The following is an 18,353-nucleotide window of genomic DNA, read 5'->3' as shown; positions in this document are numbered from 1 at the left end:
TCTACATCTACTACAAATTTAAGATACGCTTAGGTACCAACCGTTTTTTATCGGTAATCTCGGCTAAGCCTAAACAGCGCTCACCCGAAAACACCAAAACTTCTGCTTCTGCAGAATGTTCAATATTGCTTTCCAAACCGTTGCAAAAGTATTTTTCACGCCCTTCTGGAACCTGAATTTTCAAGAAATGGTCAACCGGAGCATAAACTGGAAGTAGCAAGGCTTCTCTTTGCTCTTCTGTTAAGCTTTCTAGATATTCAATGGTATAACTCGGTATAAGCTCAAAATGTCCTGTTTGAGTCCGGTTTAGCATCGTTAAATGCCCACCACAGCCAAGTGCCTCACCAATATCTTCACCTAATACACGGATGTATGTCCCTTTAGAACAGGTTACATCCAGAGTGATACTATTTTCGGTAAACTCAATAAGCTCTAAAGCATAAATCGTGACTGGACGCGCTTCTCGCTCAATCTCTATACCTTTTCTCGCCAACTCATATAACGGCTTACCTTCTTTTTTCAAAGCTGAATACATGGGCGGAACTTGTTGAATATCGCCTCTAAACTTTTCTAAAGTTTGTTCAATAAGCTCTTGGTTAAGAACAGGAATAGGGCGCTCTTGTAAAATCTCCCCTTCCACATCACCTGTTGTTGTGGTCTGTCCCAATCGAACAGTGGTTTGATAACGCTTTGTTGAGTCCAGCAAATAATGTGAGAACTTGGTCGCTTCTCCCAAACAAATCGGGAGCAAACCAGTCGCCAAGGGGTCTAACGCTCCAGTATGGCCTGCTTTTTGAGCGCGATATAACCAACGCACTTTTTGCAAAGCCGCATTTGAACTTAAGCCTAATGGTTTATTTAATAGAAATACACCACTGATATGGCGACGAGAAATTTTTTGATTTTTTGTCGTCATTTTTACTGGAACACAAAGCTAGAAAAAAGTGCCGACATGTTAGCAAATTCGGCAAGATATTTTCACAATATTTAGGTGCCTTTTCACTTATTTTATGGCACATTAATGATCGAGTAAAAAAACAACAAATTAAAACTTAAGGAAGATATCTTTATGCAAGGGATGCAGAAGAAGGTATTGTGGTGCGTGTTCGGATTTTTTATTCTGGGCCTCATTGCATGTGTATATTGGCTAAGCCCAGAATCAAAAAATACATCGACTCAAATAAATCAGGATGAAGCTAAAAGCTTAGCATCTGTTCCACCTACAAGTCATTCATCGCTAAATGCAGATGCTTACCATAGTAAAAGTCAGCAAGATACCCAAGTTAACTGTCAGTTAAAAATTGATAGTTCTCAACATTTGGTCGTTAATAGTCAAACACGTGACTGCTTTGAATATTTTATTACCCAATATGGAGAAAATGATTTAGAGCAAATTAAAAATCACTTTAGACAATTTATTCAGGGAAAATATTTAGAGCCAGCTCGCACACAGATTCTGGATTTATGGACCCGTTACTTAAAATACCGTGAACAGCTTGCTCAAATCCAAACACCTTCATCAAAACAACAAGATAAAAATTATTTTCAAAAGATTTTTAATTCAATTCAAGATCTAAGAAAACGTTTCTTTTCAACTTCTGAAATTGAAGGACTCTTCTCAACTGAAGATATCTATCAGAACTACACGTTAGATCGTATGCAAATACTTGAGGACTCGTCTTTAAGCGAAATTGAAAAGGCACAAAAACTTAAAGAACGCTTTGAACAACTACCAGAAGACTGGCAACAAAACCTACAAGAGCTCTCAAAACTTGATGATTTACATACACTGACCAAACAAATTAAAGCACGCAATGGTTCAGCAGAAGAACTTAGACAAATGCGTACAGCACTCGTTGGAGCTGAAGCAACGCAAAGACTAGAAACATTAGATACACAACGTAGTGCTTGGCAGCAAAGGGTCACAAGTTACCTGAGTGGACGAGATGAAATTATTAAAAGCAATATGAGTGATAGCGCTAAAAACCAAGCCATACAACAATTACGCCAACAACAATTTAACTCATCACAAGAACAATTAAGACTTCGAACTTTTGAAACGGTCCATGATCAGGGAGGTGAACTGCCATTTAATTATTAAGCCTTTCCTTTTAGGGACTGGCTAAAAATTCACTAGCAGTAAGAAGCTGCTTTTCATACAAAATAAAAATAGTGAGTAAAAAATGAAAAGGAAGTTAATGTATTTTTGCGCTGCGATGCTCTCAGGACTGAGTATTTCAGCGGCCCATGCCACAAATGCTGAACAAGTTAAAAACTCGTTCGTTTATTCATCTTACGCACAAACCAAATATCCAATGGTTTTTAACCATGGTATGGCAGGTTTTAACCGAGTTGGAACAGATACCCTTGGTCTCGATTACTGGTACCAAATCCTTCCAGACCTTGCTCGTAATGGAGGAAATGTTTGGGCGACAAGAGTATCCCCATTTAACTCAACAGAAGTGCGTGGAGAACAACTTGCCCAGCAAGTAGAAGAGATCATTGCCATTACTGGCAAACCTAAAGTCAACTTAATCGGTCATAGCCATGGGGGCCCGACAATTCGTTATGTGGCCGGTATCATGCCAGAAAAAATTGCCTCACTCACCACAATTGGTGCACCTCATAAGGGATCACCAATGGCAGATGTCATACTGAATGTTGAGGGTACTCCTCTTTCAGGCGTAGCAACGTTAGTAAACTGGTTTTCAGCAGCCATTACTTGGGCAGGAGGCTTAGATCCAACAAGCTATCCACACGATTCTTTAGCAGGCGCTCATAGCTTATCTACGCAAGGTTCTGCAAAATTTAATGCTCAGTTCCCAATGGGTATACCAACTACTTCTTGTGGTGAAGGGACATATCAAGAGAAAGGTATCTATATGTATTCTTTCTCAGGAAATAAAGCTCTCACCAATCCATTAGACCCATTTGATATTGCGCTAACTGGCAGTAGTTTAGTAGTCGATCCATTCGGTGATAATGATGGACTTGTTTCCCGATGCAGTGCCAAATTTGGTAAAACAATTCGTGATGATTACAACTGGAATCATTTAGATGAAGTGAACCAAGTACTTGGGGTACGTTCTATTTTTGCTTCCGATCCTGTCTCGGTTTACCGTCAACATGCCAACCGTTTAAAACTTCAAGGATTATAGTTTTTAAACAAAAAATGCGCCAAAAGGCGCATTTTTTTACTCGCTATAAGCTTACGCTTTACGAGCTGGTAATTTTTCACGAATACGTGCAGCTTTACCAGACAAGTCACGAAGGTAGTAAAGTTTAGCACGACGAACGTCACCACGACGTTTCACTTCGATTTTAGCAACAACTGGTGAATGAGTTTGGAATACACGCTCAACACCAACACCGCTAGAAATTTTACGTACTGTGAACGCAGAGTTCAAACCACGGTTTTTCTTAGCGATTACAACACCTTCAAATGCTTGAAGACGTTCACGATCACCCTCTTTTACTTTTACTTGAACGATGACAGTGTCACCAGGAGCAAAAGCAGGGATATCAGATTTTAACTGTGCATTTTCAACAGCTTGAACTAAAGGATGTTTACCACTCATTGTGGGAATCTCCAATATGTGCGGAGTCAGAAGAGGTCTGAATTTCCGCTGGGGATAGAGGCTAAAGCGCATATCAACCCGTTTATCTTTCCCTTTACGACAATATGTCTATAAAGAGCCTTTAAATTTACATAAAACTATTCATTAAATAGAATTATGCTTTAACTCGAAGCATTGCTTCTCGTCTTGTTGCAGAACTTTCGTTCTTGAGAATAACGATTAAGAGTTACCGCCATTCTCTTGCGTATCTTTTAGCCATTTTTTTTGCTGCTTAGTCAACTCAACCTTTTCGACCAACTCTGGTCGGCGCTCTAGAGTTCGTTGATATCGCTGCAAAAAGCGCCATTTTTCAATGTTGCCATGATGTCCAGATTTTAATACCTCTGGCACATCCAGCCCTTCAAAATGGTCAGGCTTTGTATATTGTGGACAATCTAAAAGACCGTCAACAAAAGAATCTTGTACTGCTGATTGTTCATCTGACATTACATTCGGCAAACGGCGAATAATACTGTCAAGTAACACCATAGCGGGCAGTTCACCACCAGATAAAACATAATCACCAATTGACCATTCTTGATCAACATAATGCTGGATCAAACGTTCATCTACTCCCTCATAACGTCCACACAGTACAATTAAGCCGTCATAATCGACAAACTGCTGTACTGCCTGTTCATTTAAGGTTTTGCCTTGTGGGGACATATACACCACAGGGACATGAACATGTCCTGCTTGTGAGGCAAGTTGTTTGGCATGTGCAATTGCTTTCGCCAAAGGCTCAGCCATCATCACCATACCGGGGCCACCACCAAATGGACGTTCATCCACTCTTCTGTAGTTTCCCTCAGCAAAATCACGAGGATTAATACAAGTGACTTGTACAATATCTCGTTTTGCCGCACGTCCGCTGATGCCGTAAGCTGTAATCGCTTCAAACATTTCAGGAAAAAGCGTAATGACTGCAAAAAACATTACAGACTCCTCTATTTTCCTGCTGTATTAATCCTAAAAGGATTAATAATCTACGCCCCAATTGACGTAAATACGACCAGCTTCAAGATCAACACGTTGTACTACATCTTTATGCCAAGGAATCATGCGCTCTTCTGAATCAATGCTGTCTGGGGTAGCATGCACCACCATCACATCATTAGCTCCAGTTTCAAACAACTCATGAATTTTCCCTAAGTTTACTTCCTGTTCTTCTTCATCAAGACCTAACACGGTTAAGCCCTTCAAATCTGACCAGTAGTACTCATCCACATCTGCTTTTGGCAGTTGAGACTTAGCAATCCAGATATTAGCGCCAACCAAGCTTTCCGCTCCAGTGCGATCACTCACACCCTTCAACGCGACAACTAGGCCTTTGCCATGGGGTTTCCAACGTTTTACATCTATTGTTTGCCAACCGGCCTTGGTCTCAATGTACCAAGGCAGGTAGTCAAACATGTTGCTCATAGGTTCTGTATTTGAATACACCCAGAGCCACCCATTCAATCCATAAGCTGAACGTAACTGTCCAATCTGAATACGATCTTCGGGAACATTCTGTGTTGATGTCATGGGCTACCTACTACAAAAATTATGCAGTAGCTTTTTTAGCTTGAGCAGCTAAAGAAGCAACACGTTCAGAAGGTTGAGCACCTTGAGAAACCCAGTGAGCAAAACGGTCAGCGTCTAAACGAAGTTTTTCTGCTTGACCTTGTGCAGTCGGGTTAAAGAAACCGATACGCTCGATGAAACGACCATCACGTGCATTGCGGCTGTCAGTCACAACGATTTGATAGAATGGACGTTTTTTTGCGCCGCCACGTGCTAAACGAATAACAACCATGATAAAAGCCTTATAATTCTTACGGATTATCCCTGCGCCGACCATCGGCAACACTTCAAACCCCTTTCATAGAGGGCGACATTCTACGTGATTTTCGCCCTGAAAGAAAGATTATTTTTTGAGTTATCCGCAGTTTTGAATTTAAAATTACTGTAGCCAATTTGATGTGGCAGATAATGCACAATCAGTTGCACCTTTTGCCCAAAATTTTTGCCCTTGATCATTAAGACAAATGATCCCATCACCAGCTTGAGAAGTAGTAGCAATAGGCGTAGCAGTTAACACCCAGCTTGAATCAGTTATGCTGGCAAAAGCTAAGTTATATAAAGCTTGGCCTTGTTGAGGACTGACACTAGAACCATAAATCGAAGTAATCGTCGCATTCGATGGATAGCGATTGTGAACTATTTTTTCTGCTTCTAATGTTTGGGCAATATTCATCATTTCAGATTGAACAGCTGTACGATGTCCTTTGCGTAAATACTGCAAATACGAAGGTGTCGCTATAGCTGCTAAAATTGCAATTATTGCGACTACTATCATGAGCTCTATTAAGGTAAAACCATTCTTCATTGCCAATTCTCACTATTTGTTTCACATACATTGCAAGTGACTGTTCCACCACAGTCATTATCAACAGCCGTAGCTGTTAAACTTTGGCAACGCAAACCTGAATTCTTAGCAATAAAATTAATGTTTCTTGAATCTGTAGTTGTCGCTTTAATGACCCATGTTTGCCCATTTGCAGCAGCATTCGTCAATAAATTTCCTGTCGTCGTATCATCACTAATTTCAATCGTATAACCACCCCGTGGCAAAGTTACAGATGTGGTGGTAAATCCTCTATAGGTAAAGTTCTTGGATTTATGCCGTTCCAACTGTTCCGCCAATTTTAGAATTTCGCCTTTGGCAGCAGAGGCGGTCGCTCTGCGGCTATAACTTTGATATGAAGGGATAGCAATCGAAGCAGAAATAGCGACAATCACGATGACAACCATGAGCTCAATCAAGGTAACACCCTGATTAAACCGCAGAATATAGTATTTATTCATCAGTCATCCCTTAGCGATAACGCTCATACCAGCGCGCAGGAACTAAGTGACTTGTACATTGCCACTCGCCCGTTCCACTCTCGTTTCCAGACAGTTGTAATTTCCCACAACTATTAGTCACTGGAGGTACATCTCTTTTTGGAACGAATGCTATGCCACGAATACCTGAGCCAATGATATTTGTATTACATTCAGAAGCTCCTACTGGGCAATTAGTACCAGTTTTTGTTCTGAATCCACTTCCATTCTCTTTATTCTGATCAATTGATCCATCAGAATTAAGGCAGGCGCCAAATGGTAAACAGAACGTCTGCTGGTCAGTTTCACCTACTACCCGAGGTAAACATGGGTCTGCCGCTACAATACCTGTTCCCTGTGGATCATAAACAGGCACAATTAAAGTCCCTGTAATTGCCATAGGCTCTTCAAAAGCTTTGAGACCTCCTTTAATACGGAAACTATTATTAGCTTTCTCGGTACCATCGCTCATACTAGAAAGTGAACGATACCAACCATTTTGTCCCGTCCCAGAGTTTGGAAAGAAAATCTGTGCTACTCGTGTTTCCCCAGATCGTAAAATTTGTGGATTTTTTCGAAGCGTCGATCGAGTAATATCTTTCGTTTCAAGCTCGCTATCCGTTAAAGACATTAAATTCTTTTTAATAAAATCTTTGTCGATAATTCCATAGATGTTGTTTACAGGTCTTCCGCTTAATGCTGTGCTTGGTGACATCCCCTCACGACCTGTAAGCGGATAAACATCTAAAGGTGTACTACGGTCACCTGACGCAATACCTACAGTAATAAAAGTGCGGATTCCATAATCGTGAATTGTCACTGTTGGCGGTTCATAAAAACGCGGCGCATTCCCAGCTGTATAGTCGTTCGAGCTATCATAAGTAGCATCATTCGTTGCCAAATTGGCTAATCGAACAACTCGAACCCCGAAACTGCTATAAGTCGAATTTGTTTTGGTCTGGTTATTATTAAGATCGATACGGAAAACTTGTCCACCTAAATCGCCAAAATATAAATGGTCTACTAAACCATCAGCATCTCGATCTAAGGTACTAATACGACTCACAATACTGTGCTTCATATTAGAGTTATCTACACTAGAGCCTGTATCACTAGTCCACCATAAGCGTTCCCCAGTTTTAGCATCAATAATATAGACAGCGTTTCCTTTTGCTTTTCCATTCGTAAAGCAAGAGTTACTCAAGGTAATATTCGGGTTTTCATAACATTGGTCGTAGCCACCACCAACAATCATGACCCGTTTAATCATCCCGTTATAACGTATATTTGCAAGTACAGGTTTAGACCAACTCTGCCCCATACGACTATAATCAGTTTGGTCTGCACCTACTCTAAAGAGGAGCTTAGGTGAAGCAGGATTTAAGACATTTAAGCCATAATAACTGCTGCCCCCCATTCGCATGCCACCATAAATATTCATTTGCTTTGCAGTCACTTTTGATACTGCGGAGCTACCACTTCCCGTTGTAGTAATACTATATGCAGGGTCAGATACCCAAGCCCCATCCATACCGTGAGCAGGAGCTGTAGCATCACTTTGACCAACAACTAAAGCTTTTGAAGCGACTGGATCATTTAAAATATCGGCAGGAACGAAAGCCATTTGTTCTATACCAGTTGAGGCATCCACAATATGCAAACCGCCTTCCATCGTTCCATAGAGAATGGATTGTTCACGCGCAGATGTTAAATTCCCATTTTCATCTAATGTTCCATTATAGGTAAGCTGTACCGGTAAAGAATGAATACTACCGCCCATCGATAAATAGGGTTCATTCGATGTAACTAATGAGGAAGGTAAAGTCGTAGCGCTAATATCAGTTGAATAACCTAGATAATTTAATATTTTTAATTTCAAGCTAATTGGGAAAGCTTTTAAAATATCTTGTCCAGTCGATGCATTAAATTTTCCTAAAACATAACTTGCTGTATTAGCCACACTATCAAAAGGATTAGTTCCTTCTGGTGGAGCAGCAGGGATTCTTAGCAAATTAGTTCCAGAAGTCGATATTTTCGTTAAGCTACCATCTGATGCAACGGCGGAAACATCAGTAAATAAGTTGCGGATTTTAGTTTGTACTGCGTAATAATATTTTATGATATTTCCATCTTCATCACGTGTTTCATTTTGTCCCACAATTGGTACAGGAACTTTCGCATATGAACCACCTAAAAAGACGTTACCTCCATCATTATAATTAGAGCTATTCCAATAATCTTTCGTACCCGTTCTAAAAGCACCAGTTGCGTTGTAAACCAACCCACCAGTGTTAGCTTCAAAAGCACCAGCATTTGTTCCCGATAAAACAACATGATATTTCTTTAAATTTCCACGCCATGTTAAGTAGGTGTTAGCTGGGTTTGGCTCTAAAGCCCGTAAGTAACCATATTCCTGTAAATTTTTAGGGTTTAGTGCATCATAAGGAACTGAGATAGCGCCAGTGGTTAAGGGCTGTAACGGAACTTTTTCTAAGTTATTAATAAATGCAATAACGCTGTCTGTTACACCTTGCGCACTTTGGGTAGGGAAAAAACCTCCATTCCCATAACCAGGTGCAGCGATCGCATTTGTGGTCTGATTGGGTGAACATGCATCATCTCCTTTTCGGTCAGATTGGGTTCTCGAACTTAAACGGCAGGCATTTTTTACATCAGAAGAACTTAAACTAGAAAAGTCACTACCAAAACCCACAAATGCTGTTTGAATAGAAACTCCGGCAGGATTCTTTGTTTTATCAAATAGTCGTTTTGCAAACTCCCCCATACAGGCCCAACCAGAGTCTGCTGTAGTGTTAGACAAACCTCCAGAACAAGTAAAATTTGCTCCTAAAGTAGTGCCTAAGGCCGTCGACATGACACTTGCCGAACGTGTATTTGTTGTATTGTTCGGCTCCCCATCTGATAAAAAGTAAATACCCTGCCCATCACAGCTTTGACGATTGGCCACTGCAGGTAAAGGAGATTGGTAAATAGCATTTAAGTTAGTAGCATTTCTATCTACAACAATATTTGGATTGCTTGTCGTATCATTTGTTTTTGATTTTGGAATGCCACTATCTGCGTTTGCTATCGCATAATTAAAAGTGGTGTAGTAATAAGTATAAGAATAGGTCCAATCCGACGAAGTATCATAAGCAGTTGCCGTATCCACACCCGGATTAGAAGTTGACCAGTTACTCCAATAGTTATTAGAACGACAAGGTTGCCATAGATTTGTAGTATCGATTTGTGAATCGCGATAATTCGTACAATATGAGTATTCCGTTCTATTATCGGATTTTCGCACACGCTTTACATAGCTATCTTTTCGAATAGTATAATTCGCCTCTGAATAGGTTGTTGTACCCATCAAATAAGCAGCAGCTTCTGCATAAGCATGCGCTGAAGGTGTTGACCCACCAGCAGTTAAATTTGCAACAGCCTGTTTTAATTTATAACGCTGAGAACCTACTGTATTTAAAGTACTCGCATCTCCTAAAGGAGCAGCAGCCACTAGAACCTGCCCACTTCGGCTATCACCATTGGCAGAGAAATTTCCCAAGCCCACACGAGTATCATTTAAAACAGGATTATTGCTGGCTAAAAAAGCATTCATACCATTTTTAAGCAGGGCCAAACGGTTTTCACCATAACTATTGTTGGTCATACTTCCTGATGTATCCAGCATCATCACAATGGTTTTTTTACCCGCTGTAGGGGAAGCATAAATTTGTAAATCACTCGCCTGCACCACAGAACTTGTCATTAGCCATGTAAAAGCAACCGAACTCGAACAGATGGCATACCATAAATTATTTGGCTTAAAATCCTTCAATTTTAGTTTCATGATATTCCCCATTATGAACCTGGTGCCGTAATTTGAGTGAGTTTATTGGTATAGTTAAATTCTTGAACTTGAGTACTAAAAGGCACGTTATGATTTGCCAAACACTCCGCCAATGTTTGTTTAGCCGCTAATGCGGTATCAAAATTGTCGCTAATTTTTGCGGAACTCGTGCTTAAGCAATCTCTTTGTAAAATTTCAATAGAGGTAGATGCATAGGCTGGCAAAAAAGCAGTTGTAATCACTCGAATACGTTGCATAGACAACATGCTTTTAGGAAGTTGCGTACCTTCCGAGGTGTTTGTTCCTCGTGGTAAATTTGAACCTGGAATATCGCTAGCAGCATCTGTTGGAATACTTACAGCAACTTGAGTAACCACTGCTTGGCGATTACTTCCATAGTCAGTTGTTAAATCACAGAAACCCGCTACTCCGCCACCTTCGACAACCGCATTATTGGCACTTCCTGCTCGAAGTAAACTTGCGCCTCTGGTCTGAGCAAAATTTGTTGATGTAGAAACAGGCTTATAACAAAAATTGTATTCTGCACCTGGGTTACTTTCATGCTCTTTAAGCGCGGCACCAATCACATTTGTAATATTAGTTAGGGTGGTAGGATTCATCTGCACAATGAGTTCTAAAGGAGTGTCAGATGACTGAAAATTTAATTGGCTAACTTGGCTATTGGTAGCAACTTTTAAAGAAACAATAGCCACTCTTATTGCTAAAACGCCTACAGAAATAACAATCAATAAAATAATAAGCACAACAATAAGGGTTGCCCCTTTTTCTTTAGACCTACTTTTATGAGTTAAATGGGTCATAGACTTTCCCCCATCGCATTTCGTAGAGCAATTGTTACGTTATAAGTACGGCGTAAGAATCGAGTTGTATTATCAGAAGCGTGCACAGTTTGATCTAACATAAAAAAAGACTGCGCCGGATCTATTGCTTTGTTTTGAGCATTATTAGTAGAGCGCGCTAATACAGATATTTGTATTGAAAGAATTCGTGGCGGCATCACAGATGGTGTGGCATCTCGGGCAGCCTGTGCAGCAGCGCGGTATTGGGGAATGGTATAGTAAGCAAAATTGCCAGCCGCATTTTTTGCACCAAACAGCACATGAAAATGATCAATACGCGGCAATACAATTTGACCAGCGTCGCCTAACCCAGCAATAGTTGTCGGTTGAGCTGTGGCTACAATAGAGGGAGTATTTGCATCACATGCGAGTGCATAATCTTGCTGTGAACTACCATTGCTATCAAGACGTAAAAAATAACGCTCTACAATTAAATCTCCTGCAAGTACATTCACACCTTCACAATTGGTCATATTCGTAGGAGAAATAAATTGGATAGTCAATTGATCACTTTGCACAGCTGCATTTGAACTGTTCTGTATATTTGAAAGACCTTTCCAGTGATTGCTCACTGTACTTACCGTATCTCCTGCGCCACGACTGAGTAATGTGTTAGCAATATAGGTATTTGCTCCGACATTAGGGACAAAATTAACAGTGTTATTATTAGTTGCTGTTGAACCAGTTAGCACAACGCCGCCCCAAGGCGTCATATCAGTTAAGATTGGGTTGGTTACATTTCCATAATTTAGAAGGCGTATATCACGGGCAATATATTCCAAACCAAAAATACCGCTATCTTGTATTTCAGCATTTGCTTTTTGTAGACGGCTTGATAAAAGTCCACCAATAAATAATTGAGTTGCTGCAGCTACTAAAATTAGGCCTAAAGCCAATGCAACCATAAGCTCAATTAATGTAAAGCCCCGTTGTTTCCACGATACAAATGAGTGAGCCATTAATATGCCTCCATCATCAAACAATTTGAATTATTGGCATAAACACCATCTGTACTCATACAACTCGACACATCCGCGCTAGTGACTCCTTCAGTTGTTGTAATTACTGGAGAGGTTTTTCCCCAAAAAACAAACAGACATTGTCTCTGCTGAGCCATTGTGCTTGTAACCCCAGGGCAATTTGTCATTGTGATTTTCATGCCAAGTTGATCAGCATTTCTTGCTGCTTGATATGCATCAAATTGAGCAAGTTGAGAAGGTGTACAAGCTGAATTGAAACAGGAAGTCGGAGCTGCGGTAGTAGATGAATAATTGCTATAACTACGAACAAACGCAGGATATTGACTAGCTTGAGCACTATTTACGCGAATGTTTTCTGCTAATCCTCTCATAATCATCATGGCTTGAGATTTGCTTAATGCCTCTGAAGAAGCATCCATAGCCCGGACTTGCAAGGCAACATATCCTAAAACCCCTACCGCAAGTAAAATTAAGGCAACCAACACTTCTAATAAACCCACCCCAACTTGAGCTTTTTGTTTAGAGCTCCGCATTAGCATGTCTCCTCAGCTTTAAAAATTAATGTGCCAAGCTTTGTTAAAATAAGAATTTTCTTTTTATTTGTTTTTGAATTACAAATAGATAAAAGTGTATCTTGGGTAATATTAGTCACCACTCCATTTGCATTAAAAGTTAAAGTCGTCGCTGTTGATGAGCTCTGTGTACCGTTAGCAGCGATATTTTTAAGCTCAAGAGTGCTATTGGAAGCAGCTTTCCAATTAAAAGAAGTTGGTGTATTTGAGGCTGTTGAATTCAGATTAATGGATACATCTTGTCGACCAAGTATCGCTTGAGTCTTTGCTTCCGACAAAGTATTGATCAGGTCTCGTTGATTTTCATCTAATCGTTTGCTTTCTAATAAATTCGACATAGATGGCGCGGCCATCATCGCGATAATAGCCATGACCGCAATCGTCACCATAAGCTCAACTAAGGTGAACCCGTCTTGCGGAATAATTCCCCTCATCCCCAGAACCCCAAATAAACTTAAAAATTTTTTATTTATTAATTAAATTTTACGCTTTATGTTTACAAAAAAAATACAAAGCAGATAAAGGGTATAAAAAAACAGATAACTGTCATATCAACAATTATCTGTTTAACTTTTTAAAATCAGTATGTTAAATAAGTCACACTTTATGCTTGAGTTACATGAATGCGTAATTCTTTAGGAAGACTAAAGGTTATGTTCTCTTCGCGCCCTTCTAATTCTTTCGGTGCTTGAGCACCCCAATCTTGTAAACGTTGAATAACTTGTTTAATCAAGATTTCTGGCGCAGAAGCACCAGCGGTAACACCAATCTTACAAGTCTCATTGAACCATGACTGCTCTAACTGATCAGCATTATCAACAAGATAAGCAGCTTTACCCATACGTTCTGCAAGCTCACGTAATCGATTTGAATTTGATGAGTTAGGTGAACCTACAACTAAAACCACATCACACTTCTCAGCTAAATCACGCACAGCATCTTGTCTGTTTTGTGTAGCATAGCAAATGTCATCTTTACGTGGGCCCTGAATATGCGGAAATTTAGCACGCAGAGCATCAATAACTTTAGCTGTATCATCAATAGATAGCGTTGTTTGTGTTACGAAAGCAAGTTTTTCAGGATGTCGTACGGTAAGTGCAGCAACATCTTCTTCATCTTCAACCAGATAAATATCACCGCCTTTTAATTTGTCATATTGACCCATTGTGCCTTCGACTTCCGGGTGCCCTTCATGACCAATTAAAATAGCTTCAGTACCTTCACGCGCATATTTAGTCACTTCAATATGAACTTTAGTCACTAAAGGACAAGTTGCATCGAAAACTTTTAAACCTCGGCGTTCAGCTTCTTGTTGAACTGCTTTTGAAACACCGTGCGCACTAAAAATTACAATTGAGTCATCTGGAACCTGATCTAGCTCATCAACAAAAACGGCCCCTCTCTGACGTAAGTCATCAACCACAAATTTATTGTGTACAACTTCATGACGTACATAAATAGGAGGGTTGAAACATTCCAAAGCCCGATTGACGATTGCTATGGCTCGATCAACACCGGCACAAAAACCACGCGGATTAGCTAACACAATTTCCATAACAGCCTCAAAATTAATAAAACAGGGGAATTTCTCTTGAATATTTGCAATTAAAACTATTCAGTTTAAACGCACGGTACACTACAATAGCGAAGATATTTTATCATATCAGGAAAAATATCATGTCGGGTCTATTGTTTGTCGTTTCTGCTGCATCAGGAACGGGCAAAACATCTTTGGTAAAAGCCCTGCTTGACCGTGTGAGCAATTTACATGTTTCAGTCTCGCATACAACCCGAGGTCAACGTCCCGGTGAGTTAGATGGTGTTCACTATCACTTCACTACAAAAGATGAATTCCTAGACCAAGTCAACCATGATGGTTTTATCGAATACGCTGAAGTATTTGGTAACTACTATGGCACTTCTCAAGCTACTGTAAAACAACAGTTAGCTCAAGGACACGATGTCTTACTTGAAATTGATTGGCAAGGTGCAGAACAAGTACGCAAACTTTTCCCTGAATCCAAACAAATATTTATTTTACCTCCGACTCAATTTGATCTGCGTCAGCGTTTATCTAATCGCGGCACTGACTCAGTTGAAGTCATTGAGCATCGTTTAAGCTGTGCAGTAGAAGATATGCAGCACTACACGAACTTTGATTACATCATTATCAATGATGATTTTAATAAAGCCTTACATGAGCTTGAAGCTGTGATTACAGCGAACCGTTTAGTGCTATCTCAGCAAGCAAAACGTCATCAAACATTAATCCAAGACTTGATTACTCATCAACCAAAACAGGAATAACTTGAGTCTAGATCGAAAGCCTTTTATACTATTTAGTCTGTTCAAATTCACCATTCCAAAACGAGAACTTTTATGGCACGCGTCACCGTTGAAGATTGTTTAGATCATGTAGACAACCGTTTTGAGCTTGTGCTCGTTGCAAGTAAACGTGCTCGTCAATTGGCACGTCAAGGCATGGAGCCAACTGTAGAATGGGATAACGACAAACCAACTGTAGTTTCTTTGCGCGAAATCGCGGCAGGGCACGTTACGAAAGAAATTCTTAAACAACGTGAGCAAGATTACCAAACTTCTAGTCTTGATCTTGCCCTTTCTACAAACAGCTTGAATTTAGAAGGTTTTTCTTTCTAATTCACTCTGTTTCATAAAAAAACCATCGTTTTTTTGCGATGGTTTTTTATTTGGCTTTGCGCCATATTCAAACATATTGGGAAAAGCAATTATTTTCATTGAAAAAAAAATACACTTTTTCAAATGAAAAAATTGACAAGTTCCGCAATATGCTTTTCATTAAGAAGCAGATAGATTTAGTTTTTCAGCAATAGGAAAAAGGGTGATTTATGCCAGGCGAAGAGGTCAGCCAAGCCAAGCAACAGCTCAAATTAATTATCGACCCTTACTTATCGGTAAGCGAAGTCGAAAAAGTGCTTGCTGCCTGCGATTTTGCCGATCTAGCGCACACTGGCATTACACGTAAAAGTGGCGAACCTTATATTTTGCACCCGATTGCGGTAAGCTGCATCCTTGCAAACATGCGTTTAGATGCTGAAACTTTAATGGCAGCACTTTTGCATGATGTTATTGAAGATACTCAATATACAAAAGAAGATATTATTGAGAAATTTGGTCTAACTGTTGCCGAGCTAGTCGATGGTGTAACCAAACTTAGTCAATCAAGCGATAAAGAATATAACAAGGCAGCTTCATTCCGAAAAATCTTGCAAGCGACCTTACAAGATCCACGTGTCATCATTATTAAATTAGCAGATCGCTATCATAATATGACAACTCTAGGTGCTTTACGTCCAGATAAACGTGCCCGTATTGCTCAAGAGACTTTTGATATATTTGTACCGATGGCAAGATTAGTCGGCATGAATGAAATGGGCGATAATCTAGAGAATCTCTGTTATCAAAACCTTGATCTAGATATGTTTGATAACGTTCAAAATGCACTACTTCAAACAAAGCCAGAACGCTGTAAATATCAAAGTATTTGGGAACAAAACCTCGCTGAACTTCTGCATAATTATCATATTCAAGGCCGTATTAAAAAGAAAAATAACAATATCGAATTATTACGCCATTTCGTTAAAAACGAGATGGATCTCCAAGAGCTTACCCATAGTCATGCTTTTGAAATCGTTTTACAGTCTATTGCCGACTGTGACCGCTTGGTAGAAGCATTAAGAGAAAACTTTCAGGTTATCCAGTATCAGGACCATATTCGTCGCCCATTACCCGGCGGCAACCAGTCTTTACTGATTAAACTAAAAGGCGAAAAAACGACGCTATCTCTTACTATTCAAACCGAGTTGATGCGTAAAGCTGCTCGTTTTGGTGTCGTGTTAGGCGAAAATGCGCCGCAAACTTGTCGCTCTGCCATTCAGGCTTCAATGCAAAACTTAAATACATTGATTGATGGCGAATGTGCTAAAACAACTTTTAATGATTTACTTGATTACCTACACCAAGAAAAAATCTGGGTATATACACCGCATGGTCAACTGCATGAGCTGCCACAAGGCGCCACCGTAGTTGATTTTGCTTATTCAGCAAGTTTATTTTTAGGTAACCATGCCGTTGGCGCAAAAGTCGATGGTGAGATTAAACCACTTTCTACCCCATTAGTTAGCGGTCAGGTTATTGAGATTATTACAGATGTTTTAGCCACACCGAACCCAGACTGGCTAAGTTTTATTAATACGCAGAAAGCTCGTCGTGCTTTACAGCATGTGCTTAAAGATCAAGATATCGAAGAACAACGTCTAGTTGGAGCACAAGCCCTTTCTCGTGCACTGAAACTCTTTAATCGTTCAATCAATGATCTTTCTGAAGCCGACTGGCTAGATCTATTGCAATGGCGTCATATCGATAATAAAAATACATTGTTTGAACAAATTGCGGTTGGCGATTTATTACCTCAACTTGTAGCAAATCACCTGTTTGCGCATGATAAACACCCACAAGTAGAAAACTCAGATCGACTTATTCAAAGCACTGAAGGAGTCGACGTTAAATATGCACACTGCTGCAATCCAATTTTAGGCGATCCAATTCAAGGACACTTAACACGTCGTGGATTAATTGTGCATCGCATCCGCTGTCATAACTTACTACATGAACAGCATCTACACCCTGAAAATATCATGCCGCTTCAATGGAAAGCAGATGATGTAGATGATGTCCGTTTTACTGCCTACCTTGCTATTTATATGGCGATGAATGATGAACAGGTATCAGATCTGATTTATCAATGCCGTAAAAATAACGCTGGGGTAGAGATGGTTCACTCAAATGAGCAAAGAACTTTTGTGAATATTGTAGTGAATAACCGTAAGCACATTGCAAAAGTCATTCGTGATTTACGCATGCACTATGGTTTCCCACGTATTGAACGTTTAGATGCCCCTGCTCCACAAATGGAAATTTCAAAAGTAAGCTAAGACTTTATAGAGACTAATGGCTATAAATTTTTGTTTCCTTAACAAAATCAAACTTTCCAATTCCACTTAATCAATTAAATCGATGATACTTTTGTCCAAAGCTATCATCGATTATGATGGAAATAGATTTAATCAAGGAGAACCAAATGTCCCGCCAAGTCATTCATACTGAAAATGCCCCTGCTGCTATCGGCACCTATTCTCAAGCTATTTTAGTAGATAATACGCTATATCTTTCAGGGCAAATTGGTTTAGACCCATACAGTATGGAACTTGTAGAAGGTATTGAAGCTCAAATTCGCCGTGTATTTGATAATTTAAAAGCAGTTTGTGAAGCTGCTGGTGGTTCACTTGCAGATATTGCTAAACTCAATATTTTTTTAACTGACCTATCAAATTTCCAACTTGTAAACCAAATCATGGGTGAATATTTTGCTCAACCCTACCCTGCACGTGCAGCTCTTGGTGTAGCAAGCTTACCAAAAGGTGCATTAGTTGAAATGGATGGAATTGTAATTATTAATCAATAAGGTATAAAAAATCAAAATATCTAGCTCTAAATATTTGGTTTTAAAAATATGAACCACCTTGGTGTAAAAATCTAATTTCTTCTTAGATTTCCGCTTAGGTGGTCTT

The 18,353-nt window shown here is 39.8% G+C and carries 20 protein-coding genes; 7 read left to right on the top strand and 13 right to left on the bottom strand.

The window, feature by feature from the left end:
* Nucleotides 1–10: 10 nt before the first annotated feature.
* Nucleotides 11–916, bottom strand: coding sequence for a tRNA pseudouridine(55) synthase TruB (gene truB, locus HLV59_RS01705; protein ID WP_032004865.1), 906 nt, complete (start codon nt 914–916; stop codon nt 11–13).
* 153 nt (nt 917–1,069) lie between these two features.
* On the opposite strand from truB, the gene HLV59_RS01700 reads away from it, so the two are divergent.
* Both HLV59_RS01700 and HLV59_RS01695 read left to right on the top strand, forming a co-directional pair.
* Nucleotides 1,070–2,101 carry a lipase secretion chaperone gene (locus HLV59_RS01700; RefSeq protein WP_171429213.1) on the top strand — a complete coding sequence of 344 codons (1,032 nt, stop codon included), beginning with the start codon at nt 1,070–1,072 and terminating at the stop codon, nt 2,099–2,101.
* 115 nt (nt 2,102–2,216) lie between these two features.
* Nucleotides 2,217–3,158 (top strand): lipase family alpha/beta hydrolase, encoded by a 942-nt coding sequence (locus HLV59_RS01695; RefSeq protein WP_171430564.1) that lies wholly within the window; start codon nt 2,217–2,219, stop codon nt 3,156–3,158.
* A 51-nt stretch (nt 3,159–3,209) separates the two neighbouring features.
* Here HLV59_RS01695 and rplS read toward each other — a convergent pair whose 3' ends face one another.
* The 12 genes from rplS to ispH form a co-directional block, all read right to left on the bottom strand.
* On the bottom strand, nt 3,210–3,578 hold the full coding sequence (rplS, locus tag HLV59_RS01690) for a 50S ribosomal protein L19 (protein ID WP_002116654.1): 369 nt from the start codon (nt 3,576–3,578) through the stop codon (nt 3,210–3,212).
* A 219-nt stretch (nt 3,579–3,797) separates the two neighbouring features.
* The gene (gene trmD / locus HLV59_RS01685; RefSeq protein WP_057105812.1) at nt 3,798–4,553 is read right to left on the bottom strand and encodes a tRNA (guanosine(37)-N1)-methyltransferase TrmD; all 756 of its coding nucleotides are present in this window, start codon (nt 4,551–4,553) and stop codon (nt 3,798–3,800) included.
* A 42-nt stretch (nt 4,554–4,595) separates the two neighbouring features.
* Entirely contained in the window at nt 4,596–5,144 is a 549-nt protein-coding gene (gene rimM, locus HLV59_RS01680) for a ribosome maturation factor RimM (RefSeq protein ID WP_002116736.1), read from the bottom strand.
* Nucleotides 5,145–5,163: 19 nt separating this feature from the next.
* Nucleotides 5,164–5,415 (bottom strand): 30S ribosomal protein S16, encoded by a 252-nt coding sequence (rpsP, locus tag HLV59_RS01675; protein ID WP_000260334.1) that lies wholly within the window; start codon nt 5,413–5,415, stop codon nt 5,164–5,166.
* Between the two features lie 147 nt (nt 5,416–5,562).
* Entirely contained in the window at nt 5,563–5,988 is a 426-nt protein-coding gene (locus tag HLV59_RS01670; RefSeq protein WP_171429211.1) for a type IV pilin protein, read from the bottom strand.
* Entirely contained in the window at nt 5,985–6,467 is a 483-nt protein-coding gene (locus tag HLV59_RS01665) for a type IV pilin protein (RefSeq protein WP_171429209.1), read from the bottom strand. Before HLV59_RS01665 ends, HLV59_RS01670 begins: the two co-directional genes overlap by 4 nt.
* A 10-nt stretch (nt 6,468–6,477) precedes the next feature.
* Nucleotides 6,478–10,332 (bottom strand): PilC/PilY family type IV pilus protein, encoded by a 3,855-nt coding sequence (locus HLV59_RS01660; protein WP_171429206.1) that lies wholly within the window; start codon nt 10,330–10,332, stop codon nt 6,478–6,480.
* An 11-nt stretch (nt 10,333–10,343) separates the two neighbouring features.
* The gene (locus HLV59_RS01655; RefSeq protein WP_171429205.1) at nt 10,344–11,153 is read right to left on the bottom strand and encodes a PilX N-terminal domain-containing pilus assembly protein; all 810 of its coding nucleotides are present in this window, start codon (nt 11,151–11,153) and stop codon (nt 10,344–10,346) included.
* Nucleotides 11,150–12,151 (bottom strand): PilW family protein, encoded by a 1,002-nt coding sequence (locus tag HLV59_RS01650; protein ID WP_171429203.1) that lies wholly within the window; start codon nt 12,149–12,151, stop codon nt 11,150–11,152. Before HLV59_RS01650 ends, HLV59_RS01655 begins: the two co-directional genes overlap by 4 nt.
* Complete coding sequence (pilV, locus tag HLV59_RS01645; protein WP_079748555.1) at nt 12,151–12,711, bottom strand: type IV pilus modification protein PilV; 561 nt, start codon at nt 12,709–12,711, stop codon at nt 12,151–12,153. The genes HLV59_RS01650 and pilV overlap by 1 nt, the downstream gene beginning before the upstream one ends.
* Nucleotides 12,705–13,178, bottom strand: coding sequence for a pilus assembly FimT family protein (locus HLV59_RS01640; RefSeq protein WP_031949497.1), 474 nt, complete (start codon nt 13,176–13,178; stop codon nt 12,705–12,707). Before HLV59_RS01640 ends, pilV begins: the two co-directional genes overlap by 7 nt.
* A 170-nt stretch (nt 13,179–13,348) precedes the next feature.
* Nucleotides 13,349–14,299: a 4-hydroxy-3-methylbut-2-enyl diphosphate reductase gene (gene ispH, locus HLV59_RS01635; RefSeq protein WP_016143645.1), complete on the bottom strand. Its 951-nt coding sequence runs from the start codon at nt 14,297–14,299 to the stop codon at nt 13,349–13,351.
* A gap of 122 nt (nt 14,300–14,421) precedes the next feature.
* On the opposite strand from ispH, the gene gmk reads away from it, so the two are divergent.
* From gmk to HLV59_RS01610, 5 genes are all read left to right on the top strand, one after another.
* A complete protein-coding gene (gene gmk / locus HLV59_RS01630) occupies nt 14,422–15,051 on the top strand; it encodes a guanylate kinase (RefSeq protein WP_125698033.1) in 630 nt (209 codons plus the stop codon).
* A gap of 72 nt (nt 15,052–15,123) precedes the next feature.
* Nucleotides 15,124–15,402 (top strand): DNA-directed RNA polymerase subunit omega, encoded by a 279-nt coding sequence (gene rpoZ, locus HLV59_RS01625; RefSeq protein WP_002116990.1) that lies wholly within the window; start codon nt 15,124–15,126, stop codon nt 15,400–15,402.
* A gap of 38 nt (nt 15,403–15,440) precedes the next feature.
* Entirely contained in the window at nt 15,441–15,596 is a 156-nt protein-coding gene (locus HLV59_RS01620) for a hypothetical protein (RefSeq protein ID WP_014207816.1), read from the top strand.
* 15 nt (nt 15,597–15,611) lie between these two features.
* Nucleotides 15,612–17,717 (top strand): RelA/SpoT family protein, encoded by a 2,106-nt coding sequence (locus HLV59_RS01615; protein ID WP_057105808.1) that lies wholly within the window; start codon nt 15,612–15,614, stop codon nt 17,715–17,717.
* A 146-nt stretch (nt 17,718–17,863) separates the two neighbouring features.
* On the top strand, nt 17,864–18,247 hold the full coding sequence (locus HLV59_RS01610) for a RidA family protein (RefSeq protein ID WP_002116996.1): 384 nt from the start codon (nt 17,864–17,866) through the stop codon (nt 18,245–18,247).
* Nucleotides 18,248–18,353 lie beyond the last annotated feature (106 nt).

Source organism: Acinetobacter lactucae (genome assembly GCF_013122135.1).
Lineage (GTDB): Bacteria > Pseudomonadota > Gammaproteobacteria > Pseudomonadales > Moraxellaceae > Acinetobacter > Acinetobacter lactucae.
The sequence above is the reverse complement of the archived record's forward strand: the minus strand, read 5'-3'. Positions and strand labels throughout refer to the sequence as shown.

What these genes read in the sequence shown, in the direction of transcription:
- truB (WP_032004865.1), bottom strand. Translation starts at nt 916, where the DNA reads ATGACGACAAAAAATCAAAAAATTTCTCGTCGCCATATCAGTGGTGTA.
- HLV59_RS01700 (WP_171429213.1), top strand. Translation starts at nt 1,070, where the DNA reads ATGCAAGGGATGCAGAAGAAGGTATTGTGGTGCGTGTTCGGATTTTTT.
- HLV59_RS01695 (WP_171430564.1), top strand. Translation starts at nt 2,217, where the DNA reads ATGCTCTCAGGACTGAGTATTTCAGCGGCCCATGCCACAAATGCTGAA.
- rplS (WP_002116654.1), bottom strand. Translation starts at nt 3,578, where the DNA reads ATGAGTGGTAAACATCCTTTAGTTCAAGCTGTTGAAAATGCACAGTTA.
- trmD (WP_057105812.1), bottom strand. Translation starts at nt 4,553, where the DNA reads ATGTTTTTTGCAGTCATTACGCTTTTTCCTGAAATGTTTGAAGCGATT.
- rimM (WP_002116736.1), bottom strand. Translation starts at nt 5,144, where the DNA reads ATGACATCAACACAGAATGTTCCCGAAGATCGTATTCAGATTGGACAG.
- rpsP (WP_000260334.1), bottom strand. Translation starts at nt 5,415, where the DNA reads ATGGTTGTTATTCGTTTAGCACGTGGCGGCGCAAAAAAACGTCCATTC.
- HLV59_RS01670 (WP_171429211.1), bottom strand. Translation starts at nt 5,988, where the DNA reads ATGAAGAATGGTTTTACCTTAATAGAGCTCATGATAGTAGTCGCAATA.
- HLV59_RS01665 (WP_171429209.1), bottom strand. Translation starts at nt 6,467, where the DNA reads ATGAATAAATACTATATTCTGCGGTTTAATCAGGGTGTTACCTTGATT.
- HLV59_RS01660 (WP_171429206.1), bottom strand. Translation starts at nt 10,332, where the DNA reads ATGAAACTAAAATTGAAGGATTTTAAGCCAAATAATTTATGGTATGCC.
- HLV59_RS01655 (WP_171429205.1), bottom strand. Translation starts at nt 11,153, where the DNA reads ATGACCCATTTAACTCATAAAAGTAGGTCTAAAGAAAAAGGGGCAACC.
- HLV59_RS01650 (WP_171429203.1), bottom strand. Translation starts at nt 12,151, where the DNA reads ATGGCTCACTCATTTGTATCGTGGAAACAACGGGGCTTTACATTAATT.
- pilV (WP_079748555.1), bottom strand. Translation starts at nt 12,711, where the DNA reads ATGCTAATGCGGAGCTCTAAACAAAAAGCTCAAGTTGGGGTGGGTTTA.
- HLV59_RS01640 (WP_031949497.1), bottom strand. Translation starts at nt 13,178, where the DNA reads ATGAGGGGAATTATTCCGCAAGACGGGTTCACCTTAGTTGAGCTTATG.
- ispH (WP_016143645.1), bottom strand. Translation starts at nt 14,299, where the DNA reads ATGGAAATTGTGTTAGCTAATCCGCGTGGTTTTTGTGCCGGTGTTGAT.
- gmk (WP_125698033.1), top strand. Translation starts at nt 14,422, where the DNA reads ATGTCGGGTCTATTGTTTGTCGTTTCTGCTGCATCAGGAACGGGCAAA.
- rpoZ (WP_002116990.1), top strand. Translation starts at nt 15,124, where the DNA reads ATGGCACGCGTCACCGTTGAAGATTGTTTAGATCATGTAGACAACCGT.
- HLV59_RS01620 (WP_014207816.1), top strand. Translation starts at nt 15,441, where the DNA reads ATGGTTTTTTATTTGGCTTTGCGCCATATTCAAACATATTGGGAAAAG.
- HLV59_RS01615 (WP_057105808.1), top strand. Translation starts at nt 15,612, where the DNA reads ATGCCAGGCGAAGAGGTCAGCCAAGCCAAGCAACAGCTCAAATTAATT.
- HLV59_RS01610 (WP_002116996.1), top strand. Translation starts at nt 17,864, where the DNA reads ATGTCCCGCCAAGTCATTCATACTGAAAATGCCCCTGCTGCTATCGGC.